Origin of the sequence: Enterococcus sp. 4G2_DIV0659 (assembly GCF_002140715.2) — a bacterium.
Classification (GTDB): Bacteria; Bacillota; Bacilli; order Lactobacillales; family Enterococcaceae; genus Enterococcus_L; species Enterococcus_L mansonii.
The window spans coordinates 2,319,771-2,331,907 of the sequence record NZ_NGLE02000001.1 but is presented as its reverse complement, the minus strand read 5'-3'; the positions used below and the strand labels follow the sequence as shown (position 1 = coordinate 2,331,907).

13 protein-coding genes and 1 pseudogene are annotated in these 12,137 nt (G+C 33.7%); 3 read left to right on the top strand and 11 right to left on the bottom strand.

Translation table 11 applies throughout. The annotated features are described in order from the left end of the window. Window positions 1-178: 178 nt before the first annotated feature. The 3 genes and pseudogenes from A5880_RS10840 to udk all read right to left on the bottom strand — a co-directional run bounded on the left by A5880_RS10840 (window position 179) and on the right by udk (window position 2,210). Window positions 179-520, bottom strand: a complete 342-nt coding sequence (locus A5880_RS10840) for a type II toxin-antitoxin system PemK/MazF family toxin (protein ID WP_086329056.1) — start codon at window positions 518-520, stop codon at window positions 179-181. Window positions 521-1,055: 535 nt separating this feature from the next. Then, window positions 1,056-1,439 (bottom strand): annotated as a pseudogene (locus tag A5880_RS10835) (PASTA domain-containing protein); the annotation flags it as partial. A 141-nt stretch (window positions 1,440-1,580) separates the two neighbouring features. Further along, window positions 1,581-2,210 carry a uridine kinase gene (gene udk, locus A5880_RS10830; RefSeq protein ID WP_086329054.1) on the bottom strand — a complete coding sequence of 210 codons (630 nt, stop codon included), beginning with the start codon at window positions 2,208-2,210 and terminating at the stop codon, window positions 1,581-1,583. Window positions 2,211-2,354: 144 nt separating this feature from the next. Here udk and A5880_RS10825 point away from each other — a divergent pair, with 144 nt between their 5' ends. Continuing rightward, on the top strand, window positions 2,355-2,807 hold the full coding sequence (locus A5880_RS10825; RefSeq protein WP_086329053.1) for a GNAT family N-acetyltransferase: 453 nt from the start codon (window positions 2,355-2,357) through the stop codon (window positions 2,805-2,807). Window positions 2,808-2,859: 52 nt separating this feature from the next. Here the strand turns inward: A5880_RS10825 and A5880_RS10820 are convergent, their stop codons facing one another. Both A5880_RS10820 and A5880_RS10815 read right to left on the bottom strand, forming a co-directional pair. Then, window positions 2,860-3,543, bottom strand: a complete 684-nt coding sequence (locus A5880_RS10820; RefSeq protein WP_086329052.1) for a YjjG family noncanonical pyrimidine nucleotidase — start codon at window positions 3,541-3,543, stop codon at window positions 2,860-2,862. A 3-nt stretch (window positions 3,544-3,546) separates the two neighbouring features. Beyond that, the gene (locus A5880_RS10815; protein WP_086329051.1) at window positions 3,547-4,287 is read right to left on the bottom strand and encodes a 16S rRNA pseudouridine(516) synthase; all 741 of its coding nucleotides are present in this window, start codon (window positions 4,285-4,287) and stop codon (window positions 3,547-3,549) included. A 565-nt stretch (window positions 4,288-4,852) separates the two neighbouring features. Here A5880_RS10815 and A5880_RS10810 point away from each other — a divergent pair. Continuing rightward, entirely contained in the window at window positions 4,853-5,464 is a 612-nt protein-coding gene (locus A5880_RS10810) for a 50S ribosomal protein L25/general stress protein Ctc (protein ID WP_086329050.1), read from the top strand. Window positions 5,465-5,701: 237 nt separating this feature from the next. Continuing rightward, window positions 5,702-6,022, top strand: a complete 321-nt coding sequence (locus tag A5880_RS10805) for a DUF960 domain-containing protein (RefSeq protein ID WP_086329049.1) — start codon at window positions 5,702-5,704, stop codon at window positions 6,020-6,022. A gap of 168 nt (window positions 6,023-6,190) precedes the next feature. Here A5880_RS10805 and A5880_RS10800 read toward each other — a convergent pair whose 3' ends face one another. The 6 genes from A5880_RS10800 to A5880_RS10775 all read right to left on the bottom strand — a co-directional run bounded on the left by A5880_RS10800 (window position 6,191) and on the right by A5880_RS10775 (window position 12,135). Continuing rightward, window positions 6,191-8,356 (bottom strand): hypothetical protein, encoded by a 2,166-nt coding sequence (locus A5880_RS10800; protein ID WP_143353610.1) that lies wholly within the window; start codon window positions 8,354-8,356, stop codon window positions 6,191-6,193. A 309-nt stretch (window positions 8,357-8,665) separates the two neighbouring features. Beyond that, window positions 8,666-8,914, bottom strand: a complete 249-nt coding sequence (locus tag A5880_RS10795) for a GlsB/YeaQ/YmgE family stress response membrane protein (protein WP_086329047.1) — start codon at window positions 8,912-8,914, stop codon at window positions 8,666-8,668. A gap of 37 nt (window positions 8,915-8,951) precedes the next feature. After that, window positions 8,952-9,422 (bottom strand): Asp23/Gls24 family envelope stress response protein, encoded by a 471-nt coding sequence (locus A5880_RS10790; protein ID WP_086329046.1) that lies wholly within the window; start codon window positions 9,420-9,422, stop codon window positions 8,952-8,954. A gap of 36 nt (window positions 9,423-9,458) precedes the next feature. Beyond that, window positions 9,459-9,674 (bottom strand): DUF2273 domain-containing protein, encoded by a 216-nt coding sequence (locus A5880_RS10785; protein ID WP_086329045.1) that lies wholly within the window; start codon window positions 9,672-9,674, stop codon window positions 9,459-9,461. Between the two features lie 13 nt (window positions 9,675-9,687). Next, entirely contained in the window at window positions 9,688-10,248 is a 561-nt protein-coding gene (gene amaP, locus A5880_RS10780) for an alkaline shock response membrane anchor protein AmaP (RefSeq protein ID WP_086329044.1), read from the bottom strand. A 237-nt stretch (window positions 10,249-10,485) separates the two neighbouring features. Next, the gene (locus A5880_RS10775; protein ID WP_086329043.1) at window positions 10,486-12,135 is read right to left on the bottom strand and encodes a peptide ABC transporter substrate-binding protein; all 1,650 of its coding nucleotides are present in this window, start codon (window positions 12,133-12,135) and stop codon (window positions 10,486-10,488) included. Window positions 12,136-12,137: the final 2 nt, after the last annotated feature.

Here is a 12,137-nt window from a genome sequence, read left to right as displayed (position 1 = left end):
GCCGCTTTGAGCTTTATTCCAATCACTTAAAACTAAAAAAATATTTCTAATAAACTTATACGACACCGTTTACCTTACGTTTTTTTCTCTGATCTCATTCATAAAAGCACATCCGTAATTATCCAAACTTATAATCTACGAATATTTATGTATAGCTCTACCTATGTACTACTCCCATTTACCGAATACCAATACTTATTTTCAGTGCCTGATTAACTTTCATCATATCTTCTTCTGGCAACTGACAAATTTTATGCAAAATCCGCTCTTTATCTAGTGTTCTAATTTGTTCTAACAATACCAAAGACGGTGTCATCATCTCGTCATGAGGTATGTCTACCTTAACTTGCGTTGGTTGCATTTTTTTATTGACGTTCCTAGTAATAGGAGCAACAATCAACGTTGGGCTAAATAAATTTCCCTTGTTATTTTGAATAATCAATACAGGTCTAATTCCCCCTTGTTCAGAACCAACAACAGGCGAGAGATTTGCATAAAAGATTTCTCCCCTTCGCATCATAATACTTTATCACCCCTTAGTAACAAAAACTTATTCAGTGTAAATTATATCATGCTTTTATAGTAAAATTTTTCAATATTTTATACTTACCTATTAAAACTTTGATAATCTTACGTAAAAAGAGGATTCCATGAGAAAAAAAAACACTGTCGCTTTACTATATAAAAAACAAATATTATTAACGAATAATTGTCACTTACTTCAATAAACTTTCCATATTTTTCCCAATAAAAAAAATTGACCATTAAAATAATCGTTATCAACGTCGTAATTCCTTGTTTATTATGAAAAAAAACAGAAAAAAATAACAGATTCATCTACACTTATTTTATTATTTACATTTATCTTTATTATAATAATAAGATTTATATATGAATAAATTTAGTATAAAAAAAATTGAGCATTTTATTTCTGATTTTCCGAAAACAATTCTTCTCACCAAACTTTTATTAAAAAAGACCTTCTATTTTAGAAAAATAAGGAAATCAGCAGAAATATTCCACTGATTTCCTTATTTTTCGTAAACTCACATTACTTATTTTTTTACACTTGCTTCTTCTTCACCTTTTTCAGAAGATTTAGGGTTGAAATTTGATGCTCCCGCTAAGTTCCCTAAACTAATATCCAAATCAACCGTATATTCTAACGGGACAAATATATTATAAGCGCTCATTCCAACAACTGTCCCCTTTGGTTCTGCAGAGTCAACATACCTGACATTATACTGAATAGTTGCACCTTTTGATTGAAACTCATCATAAAATTGTTTCTGTAAGTCTCCTTCTAACGTATTTCCTCTCAAATCTTTTAAATATGGCTGACCAGCAGAGTAATACACTTTGACTTTCAGTTCATCTTTACTTGTCAACTGAGTGCCAGCTTCAACACTTTGTGAAATTAACTGACCGTAAGGAATAGTACTATTATAAACACTTTTTTATTTTTTGGGCTCCGACTCATTCCATTTTCCGTCAAAATAAAATAACAAAAAATGTTAGCTGATATGTTCTAAAAAATCGAACATATCAGCTAACATTAGAATAAACATGACTATATTTTTTTATAAATCATTCAAAATACTTGCTACTTTTGTTGTAATCAAGTCAATGGCAACATGATTTTCTCCGCCTTCTGGAACAATTACATCAGCATAGCGCTTCGTTGGCTCGATAAATTGATGATACATTGGTTTGACAACCGTCAAATATTGTTCAATAACAGAATCTAGCGTTCTACCTCTTTCTTCCATATCACGTTTGATTCTGCGAATAATGCGAATATCGTCATCTGTATCTACGTATAACTTGATATCCATCAACTCTCTTAAGCGAACATCTTCTAAAATCAAAATTCCTTCTAAAATAATGACTTCCTTTGGTTCTTGAACAACAATATCCGAGCTTCTTGTATGAGCAACATAGTCATATACAGGCTTTTCAATCGTTTTATAATTTATCAGTTGTTGTAAATGATCAATCAACAAATCCGTGTCAAACGCAAAAGGATGGTCATAGTTGGTCGTAAGCCTTTCTTCAAAACTCAAATGGCTTTGATCTTTATAATACGAATCTTGTTCCAACATCATAATAGAATGGTTAGGAAAATGATTAAATATTGCTCGACTGACACTCGTTTTACCACTGCCAGAGCCACCAGTAACACCAATGACGATCGGTTGATTGTTTTTCATTCAACGAAACCTCTTTCTTATCTGTAATAGTCATAATAACCTTTTTCTATTATAATAGAAACGAGAAAGAATGCCACCGTTTTAATCATTATTTTTTTAAAATCACTTTATTTATCTATTCTCTTCTAGAAAGGAAAATAACCCATGACGATTCAAGAAGTCTCAAATTTGCAAGCGGCACACCATGCTCTATTATTATCAGCTGACCCAGATAAGCATTTAGTTAATGATTATGTTGCACGCGGCATTTGCTTTGAATTGATTGTTAATCATCGTATAACAGGCATTTTAGTGTTACTGCCAACCCGACCCAAAACACTTGAAATCGTAAATATCTCTGTGTATGAAAGTAATCAAGGCCAAGGTTTTGGGGAAAAATTACTAATGTTTGCACTGGCATATGCTAAAAATAAGCAATATCAAACAGTTGAAATCGGTACTGGAAGTACTAGCTTTGGTCAATTGTATCTCTATCAAAAATGCGGATTTCGTATGACCCATATTGATCGTGATTTTTTTCTTCGCCACTATGAAGATGAAATCGTTGAAAATAAACTGGTGTTAAAAGATATGGTTCGTTTAAGCATCGATCTTTAAATAAAAAACAGACAAGAGTGGTTTATCCATGCCTCTTGTCTGTTCTTTTTTATCAATCTAACAATGTAAATATGTCATCCAACTGACTAATTTCATGAGTTGGTTGAATGTTCGATACATTCGTTTGTTGAGTGGGGTTTAGCCAAAGCGTTTGAATCTCAGCCTGATTCCCTCCTTGAATATCTGAAACTAACGAATCGCCAATGATCATTGTTTTTGCTCGATCAAATTCGGGAATTCGTTCAAAAACATGGTCAAAGTATTCTTTCATCGGTTTTTGATACCCTACTTCTTCTGAAACAAATATATCTTCAAAAAAAGGGGTTAATTGCGCATCATTTAATCGTTGATACTGTGTTTTGGCCACTCCATTTGTCACAATATATAACTCATAATCTGGTTGAAGTCGTTCAATGATTTCTTTACTATTTCCTAACAAGTCATGACCTTGACTTAAGTGGTATCGATAGTGTTCACCCATTCTTTTTCCATCGACTTTTCTATTGAACCGCTCAAATAATAAACGAAAACGTGTATCTGTAACCGTATGTTTATCTATTTTTCCTTGTTCAAATTCCCGCCACAAGCGGCTATTAATTTTTTTATATGCTTCTTCAATCTCTGGTGTTAAAGCTAAATCTTCTTCTTGAAAAAGAGCTTGTAGAGCCTTTTTTTCTGTTAATTGAAAATCTAATAATGTATCATCTACATCGAATAGCAATGTTTTAAATTTCATGATTCACACTCTTTCTTTTTTATGACTAACAAAATAGGGTAACAAAGATTGCAGTTCTTCTTTTTGTAACATACGATACTGTCCGACCTCAAGTGTTTTATCTAGCTGAATTGGTCCCATTGACAACCGCTTCAAATAGGTCACTTTTTTGCCAACAGATAAAAACATTTTTTTTACCTGATGAAATTTGCCTTCCGTAATATCAAGGTAAGCATGGCTACTTGTTTGGCTCGAAGCTAAAACAGTTAGTTCCGCTGATTTACACTGTTTCCCATCAGCAAACACGATTCCCTCAGCAAAGGCTTTACAATCAAGTGCTGTTAATTGTTCATTTACAAAAACTTCGTAGCGTTTCCCTACTTTTTTATGCGGCTGCAATAGCTGGTAACCCAATTGTCCATTATCCGTAATCAACAGCAAACCTTCTGTATCACGATCTAGACGTCCGATTGGATAAAGTCCAGGTCTTTGATCTTGTCTTTCAATCAAGTCAATAACCGTTTGGTGGTCACGATCTTTGACAGCAGTGACCACTCCTTGAGGTTTATTTAACATATAATAAACATGAGTCTTTTGTTTAATTTTCTGCTTGCCAACGCTAATTTCTTGTAGTGCAGCATCGACATTTTGACTTTCATCCATACAGATTACTCCGTCAATGGAGACTTGCTTGCTACGAATCAACGCTTTCACTTTTCTTCTTGAACCTAATTTTTCTTGTTCTAATAGTTTATCTAAACGCATTTCTTTTCCCCATTTCAAGTAACATTTTAGTATAAATGAAATCGAATGAAAAGCAAATCGTTTTTTCACTTTCCTTGACTTAACAAATTATTAGGGGTATGGTGAATATAGAAAGTGAATACGGTTTCTCAAAAACAGCGTAATGACCTGGGAGAGAAGTAAGGAATTTCCTAGGATAATTGTGCACAATTATTCGGGATTTTTTGTTTTTGCTGCCTGTTTTGTAGAAGCTCCTTGTTCGTTTCAATCTATGAACAGGAAAATCTTAGCTAGGTTTTAGCTTTTACATGTTTATCGTGTCAGTGTCATTCCTTTTCCACATTGTTACATTTTGCAGATAACCAAATATGAATTCACTTGATTTATTTAGCTTTATGGGTTAGTTTTCGAACAATCGAGACTTAACGAGTCCATATCGCTTTAAATCGTCTAGCTTCACGAGCTGATCTCTTGGAAAAAAGATAAACGTTCATTGTGACAAAAAACGTCACCCTTAATTTTCTCTATTTTTCATTCGAGATTAAATAAGCTTGTTCAGCGTTAAATTTAAGGAGGAATTTAGGTTATGTCAGTATCATTAGAAGTAAAAGAAAGAGCTGTCCGTCCACGTTCCCTAAGAAACCAATTACGTCACTCTGGTCAAGTTCCCGCTGTCGTTTATGGATTTGAAATGGAAAGTACTCCTGTTTCAGTTGATGAAAAAGAATTAACAAAAGTGTTGCGTGATAATGGTGTCAATGCTGTTATTACAATGTCAATTGGTGGTAAAAAAATCAACACATTGATGTCTAAAGCGCAATTAGATACGTTTACAAATAAAATAAAACACGTTGAGTTTTTAGCCGTAAATATGAAAGAAGCTACAGAAGTTGAAGCAGAAATCGTGCTTGTCGGTGAATCCGAAGGGGTGAAAGCCGGTGGTGTTTTAGCCCAAAACTTATATAATGTTTTAGTTTCAGCAACTCCAGATAAATTACCTGAACGTGTTGAAGTGGATATCACTAAATTAGCGATTGGTGATGCAATTACGATTGCTGATCTACCAAAAGCTAAAGATTACGATATAATCACGGACAGTGAAGAACAAATCGCAGCAATTGTTGAAGCCCAATCCGGCGTTGAAGAAAGTTCAGACGAAGCTGCTGAACCTACAGTGATTGGTGAAAAAACGGAATAATATGTTTAGATATATTGAATATTAGACTGTGGGAAAAAGAGTTACTTTTTCTCCCTTCTCTATTCGTTTTATAGGTGATTGGTGTGTGACTTATAGAGTCATTCTCCAATCACTTTTTTATGTAGCCTATCCATTTTTTAAGCATTATAGTTGCATTTTTCTTGAAACATGACAGAAGCGAGTTTAAAAAAAATGAGGTATACTATCTTTAGTAGATAGCTAAAGGAGGTCAAGTATATGGTTGAAAGTTTTGATAGTGAACGTAGTCGTTATGCTTCTGTTGGTGTGGTTGAACGTTTACCAGGAGCTTTAATCGACAGTATCTGGTTGATTATTGACTTGGATTTAAAAGGTGTTATTCCGTTAACCAATATGCTTTATTTTGATTTAATTGATAATGGTGGAAACGTGACAGTCCATTTCTCTCAAGAAATGAACGATGTGCAAATGGCTATTGACTTACCTATTCCATACTCAGATGACTATCCTTCCCAAGTTTTCGCATTTGATGATGGAACGAAAGAAACGATTTTGTTACCAGCGGAAATGTTGGGTTAAATAATAATGCAACTCTAAAAAAATAAAAAAAGAGCAGGTTACGACATTGCCGAAGAACCTGACTTTTGGCTATCGTTTATTAAGTTTTAGAGTGTGAAACGAAACTGTTTCACACTCTAAAACTCGAATAAACGGCGAGAAAAAGCCACTCCTTCACATTTTTCAAAGCTAATCGCTTTCGTGAGGGACATCCTCTAACGTCCAAACCAAGTCCCCTTGAAAAGAACCTATTTTCATATCTGGTGTTGCTTCGAAAAATAAACCTGTATCATTTTCAAAATTTATATTAAATTCATTTTTGTCAATTTCGGCTTGAGTGCTGCCTTTATAAACAGGAATAGCCTGATTATTCACAAGTCTCTCCATCTCAGAATCTGCATCTTTTTTAAAAAATAATCTGTCACTTAACTGATTATTTTGGGATCGATCAACAAACATTACCTTTAATTGAAAATGCTTATTAGCGCCTCTATAGTCACCGACTTGAAAAGCTTGCATTTGCTTAGGTTTCAACCATTCTTTTTTTGAAGGAATTTTAATGACACCAAACTCCGAATCTACAGGTAATGAATTAAATTTCAGCGAACCGACTACATCAATAGATAAGTTAACAACCGTTGATTTACGCCCAAATTCATCCAAAGCATATACCTTAGCGTCCAACTTACCTGCATTTATATCCGTCAATTTTACTGTCACGTCAAAATCCTTTCCTTCACTATTGGTCTCAGCGCTAACAATCTCTTGCTTGTTTTTATTATATTCTAAAAAGATTGAATATCCATAAAATTCTAGTCCATCTAATTTAACATTCCCTTTAAGATGCAATAAGCTATCGGATAGATTTACAGTGAGAGCAGTATCAGCTATCGATAGTATTGGGATATCTAATCGACGATAATTTAATGTAACTTCCGATGTTGTTTTTTCCATCAGATAGTTATCTAAATCACCTGTATTAGGTATATAAGAAACTAGTTGATATCCCTTTAATTTAGTAGGTATTTTTGTCTTTTGCGTAAGGAATTTGTTTACTACAAAGTTTGAAGTACCTGGAATCAGTTTTCCGTCTAAAGTATGCTTAGCCGTTAATTGACTATTAAAATTGACACTTACATTCGATTCTGCGGAGGTTATTACGCCATTTAAATTTCTTTTAGCACTAGTTCTCAAATGATAATAACCAGACGCATCTAATTTTGAAGGAGCAATTTCTTTTGAAAAGTCAATTTTATATTTTAGTTTAAACATATAGGCATTATCATAAAAACTGGACTTTTTCAATTCTTCACCTAGTGCAGATACACTTAATTCCGTCCCTGTTTTTTTTATATCAAATTTTTTAGAGACATCATTTCCCTCCCTATCCCTGATCTCCAACGAATCATACATCATATGGTTGTTTTCTAAAGGGATAGTAAGACTAAAATTTTTATAATAATAATTTGCGTTATATTTATATGGAACTAGTTGCATATATTCCGCCTCAGCAATTGAATTTTTATCTTCGACAGCATCTAATTTTGTATCAATACCGTCTAAGTCGCTTGTCTCAATATCTGTATCGGCAGCTCCATTATAATATACACCAACATGTCTCTGATAATTGGATGGTTTCGTTAAATCTATCGTTACAGATGTTGTTGGTTTCAACAATGCCACAAACCCATAAGCTGGATCATCTCTACTAGATGATTCTTGGCTTCCTGTAGCATATAAGCCATTTGTAATTGATTTATCATACGTTGTATATGTTGGCGTTACGGAAAGAATTTTGGACAAGGACGAATTAGGAATAAATATGCTTACATTCACATCTATATTCGTATAATTTGTGTATTGTCCAATAGCTATCGGTGTATTTGTATTAGTGATAAAATACTCATATTTAACATGAGCCACTCTATTTTTAGGCGTATCAAAAATGATATTTAAGAACGTATTCTTTTTAAATCCTATAAGAAACTCTTTAGAACTTTCACTAGTCACCGACACTTTTACATCAATTGATTTTCCCCCATAAAAGCCAACATTGGTTAGTCTGACACTTCCAGTAGATGTAATTTTTGAAAAATCAATGTACTCTCCACTAATTTTAGCACCGCCAGTCAGATCAATTGCCTTCGTATCATTCGTATGTTTCATAAAAAAATTATGTTCCTTAGGTATAGTTGTTTTACGTATGTTAGACCATTTAGGATGTTTATCTATCCACCCCAATTCAAACCTTGGTGAGCTACTAGCACTTTCTGCTATCGAAGTATTTATCTCTATTACAAAAGAGAACAATATAAGTACTATTGAAAAAAATAACTTTTTTTTGATTAACTTCACTAGAATAATCTCTCCCTTCGTTCATTTCCACAGTAATTCTTTACAAATATGATGGCTTTTGCTATCTATCATCTATACTAAGCATCCTTCTCTATGATAATTCATATTTTAATTGTCTAGTAGCACTTTTTTTATCCTTTTATTTCATTTTATTACACAAAATAAGATAATGAATCATAATATTCATTATCTTATAATCTCAAATAGTTCTATATTAATTTTCATACTAAAAAAGTGATAGAGAGTCCACTATGAAAGCTGCCTCTCTATCACCAAAAAATAGTCATTTTTAGCTATCTTTATCTGTAATTAAGCCATTCGTTTAACAATAAACGAATAGATCGCAATACAAATGATGGCTCCAATCAACGCTGAAATAATTGGAAATCCACCAATGATCGGACCAAAGTTGCCTAAAAGCATCGTACCGATCCAACTACCGATGAAACCAACAATAATATTACCGACAATACCACCTGGCACATCTTTTCCTAAAATCGCTCCAGCAATTGCTCCTAGCACACCGCCGACAATTAATGACCAAATAAAGCTTAACATACTGATCTTCCTCCTCTAAATAAATGCTGGTTACTAATTATTGTAAGGTACGTGTATTGTTTTCTTGTACTTTATCATTTTGATTCTCGTCTTTTTTCTTGTTTTCAAATTTTTCTTCGTACTGCTCTTTTGACATAACATCATCTACATTCATATTAAATTCGATGACATCTAAACCGGTCATATTTTTGACTTGATCAGATACTTTTTTTGTCGCTTCATCAAAGACTTGAGCAATATTTTTGCCATATTCTCCGATAACATCTAAATCGATTGCCACTTGTTTTGTGCCCACTTCTGCACTAATTCCTTTTGTTGGATTATTCCCATTGGTGAAACGATCGGTCAAGTTGGTAAGGGCATTTCCGCTCAATCCTAAAATACCAGGGATTTCTGAAACGGCGATACCAGCAATTTTTTTCACGACTTGATCGTCAAATGTTAATTTTGTTTTGATGCCATTTTCATTTGTTCCTTCAGTTGTGTTTCCATTTGCTTTGTTGTCCATTTTCTCTCAACCTTTCTAATTTTGATTCAATTTATTTTATCTTTCAAAAAAAGCTTGTAAAGAAGCTAAAATTGAAGAGATAGAGCGTTTTTCATCTTTCATTGTGCCAATAAAAAAGCCGATTCCAGTCATAAAAAGGATTAACATGGTCTTCCAAAAACCAATCGTCATAAACAAAATAGCGACGAAAAAGAATAGACTGGTAAAGAACCATTGATTTTTGTAAGGAGCCAACATCATGAATTTTTTCATTTTAGTTCCTCCTTTAAATCACACGTGACTCTCTTTTCGTACTTGAAAGAATAGGTGTATCTGACTTTTTCTTTTTGAAAACGATGTTGATTTTATTTGTTTTAACCATCGCCATTTGTTGTAATGAGTAGGTAATTTGTTCTTGAATTTGATGGCCACAACTTAAAAATTGTTGCTTTTCGTCAGTCACCCTTACTTCTACATTTGCTAATTGTTTTTTCGTTAACCTGACTTTTACTTGAATATCCTCTTTATTCACAATCCCTTGTAATGAAGATTTAGCAATAGCCTCCAATGTAGTTAGCGGTAAATTAATTTGCCCGACTTCTTTTTTTATGTGTATTATTTTTTGGGAGATTGGTTTGAATAGAATCACAATAAAAGCTAACAATAATAAAAACAGCACTACAAGAAGAACTCCTGGATAAAAATAAACGAAGAAATCAAATTGGCGCCACAATCCATGGAAAAAGGAGGTAACAACGCCTAAGTCTTCCATTTGAGAATATAAACCAACGATACCCAAGATTCCTGCTACCAAAACTAAAGCAATAAGAGCTTTGATCACTCGCATAGATTTCCCCTCCAACGTTGTTTTAACTTTTGCAAAAGTTTTTTCCTGTTTCTGTAATCAATGGTAAACGCATTGTTGAACAATTACAAAAGATACGCATAAGACTTTGTCCTCAATTTAAATAATTTATCTACTTTTTTAGTAATTAATAGCACTATATTCGATTTTCATACAAAAAAAGCCTAAAACAAAACGAATTTTTCGTTTTATTTTAGGCTTTAAATGCAATTAAACAAATTACTCTACATGCGCTAAGCGATAAGAGACTGTTCTTCCAAATGGAAATACTTGTAAATCTTTCAACTGGTCTGCTTTCAAGTAACCAATTGCTCCTTGGTACAGCGGCAGCACAGCCGCGTCTTTTTCAACTAATGTATTTTCTAACGAAAGTAATTCTTTCCAACGTTTTTCAGGATCGTTAGCTAATGTAATTCTTGCTTCGTTCAATCCTTTATCATAGTCTGGATTATTGTATCCCGCTGTATTCAACCCACTTTTTGAGTCATAAAACTCTAAGAAATTGATTGGATCTGCGTAATCAGGAGTCCATGTTCCAAAAACTAAATCAAAGTTTCCGGCTGTTTGAAGATCTAAACGATTTTGTAATGGTACAGATTTTAAGGTGATTTTTAACCCCGGTAAATTCTGTTGTAATTGACCTTGAACATATTCAATCGTTTTTTTCGCAAGAGCAGAATCAGCCGAAAGTAGCTCTAATTCAATTTCTTCTTTTCCTAGTTCTTTCTTAGCTGTTTCCCAGCTTTTTTGAGCAGCTTTTAAGTCATATGGAAGTAAGTTACCACTTTCTTTTCTAAAATCTTCGCCACTTTCAGGATTTTTAGCAAAATCCTTTGGCACAAAACCATTAATAGCCGTTGAACCATCACCTAAAATATCCTTAGCAAATGTCTCTTTATCAATTCCTTGCAGTATGGCTTTACGAACATTGATATTTCCAGTTACTTCACGTTTATGGTTGGGACTCAAATAACCAACCATCGCTTTAGGAACGAAATGGGCTTGGGGAGAGTCCTTATATTGTAAAGCATACGTATCGGCCAATACAGTATAATCAAGATCACCAGCATCAAAAAGGTTCGTTCCTGTCCCAATTTCTTTTACGACTTGAACATTGATTTTGTCTAATTTGACATTTTTTTGATCCCAATATCCTTTGTTTTTTGTTAGCGTCCACGTTTCTGTATTGCCATCCCAACCAGAGATCACAAATGGACCATTTCCAACAAAATTATCAGCTGATGTACCATATGCATCGCCTTTTTCTTTGACAAATTTTTCATTTTTCGGCATAAACGGTGTTCCAACTAAAACTTGCGCTAAATAAGGAATAGGATATTCCAACGTTAATTCCAGGGTTTTGTCATCAATCGCTTTCACACCAAGCTCATCTAAACTTGCTTGACCTTCACGAATTTTACGTCCATTTTTAAAAATATCCATTTGGTTACTACTACTTGAACCAAAAGCAGGATCAACTACGTTTTTAAATGCTGAAACAAAGTCGCCTGCTACAACAGGATCACCATTCGTCCATTTTGTCTCTTTTAATTTGAACGTATAAACTAAACCATCTTCACTGACAGTCGGTTCACTTTGAGCGATTGCTAATTCTGGATCTTGTTTTTTATTCATTCGATAAAGACCTTCTACTACTTGCCCGATCATATCAGAGCTGTATACATCTGTGTAATGAGCACTATCCAATGTTGACAATTCACCACCAGAAGCCACTTTGATTACTTGTTCCTGAGCATCATTTTTACTCGATTCTTTTTTCCCTGATGAATCCGTTGCACTGTTTCCCCCATTGCAGGCTGCTAAAAGCAAACTTGCTGCCAAAATAAACACACTAAGCTGTTTCTTCATTT

What these genes read in the sequence shown, in the direction of transcription:
- A5880_RS10795 (WP_086329047.1), bottom strand. Translation starts at nt 8,914, where the DNA reads ATGTTAAGCTTTATTTGGTCATTAATTGTCGGCGGTGTGCTAGGAGCA.
- A5880_RS10785 (WP_086329045.1), bottom strand. Translation starts at nt 9,674, where the DNA reads ATGAAAAAATTCATGATGTTGGCTCCTTACAAAAATCAATGGTTCTTT.
- A5880_RS10810 (WP_086329050.1), top strand. Translation starts at nt 4,853, where the DNA reads ATGTCAGTATCATTAGAAGTAAAAGAAAGAGCTGTCCGTCCACGTTCC.
- amaP (WP_086329044.1), bottom strand. Translation starts at nt 10,248, where the DNA reads ATGCGAGTGATCAAAGCTCTTATTGCTTTAGTTTTGGTAGCAGGAATC.
- A5880_RS10840 (WP_086329056.1), bottom strand. Translation starts at nt 520, where the DNA reads ATGATGCGAAGGGGAGAAATCTTTTATGCAAATCTCTCGCCTGTTGTT.
- A5880_RS10805 (WP_086329049.1), top strand. Translation starts at nt 5,702, where the DNA reads ATGGTTGAAAGTTTTGATAGTGAACGTAGTCGTTATGCTTCTGTTGGT.
- A5880_RS10815 (WP_086329051.1), bottom strand. Translation starts at nt 4,287, where the DNA reads ATGCGTTTAGATAAACTATTAGAACAAGAAAAATTAGGTTCAAGAAGA.
- A5880_RS10820 (WP_086329052.1), bottom strand. Translation starts at nt 3,543, where the DNA reads ATGAAATTTAAAACATTGCTATTCGATGTAGATGATACATTATTAGAT.
- A5880_RS10790 (WP_086329046.1), bottom strand. Translation starts at nt 9,422, where the DNA reads ATGGACAACAAAGCAAATGGAAACACAACTGAAGGAACAAATGAAAAT.
- A5880_RS10775 (WP_086329043.1), bottom strand. Translation starts at nt 12,135, where the DNA reads ATGAAGAAACAGCTTAGTGTGTTTATTTTGGCAGCAAGTTTGCTTTTA.
- A5880_RS10825 (WP_086329053.1), top strand. Translation starts at nt 2,355, where the DNA reads ATGACGATTCAAGAAGTCTCAAATTTGCAAGCGGCACACCATGCTCTA.
- udk (WP_086329054.1), bottom strand. Translation starts at nt 2,210, where the DNA reads ATGAAAAACAATCAACCGATCGTCATTGGTGTTACTGGTGGCTCTGGC.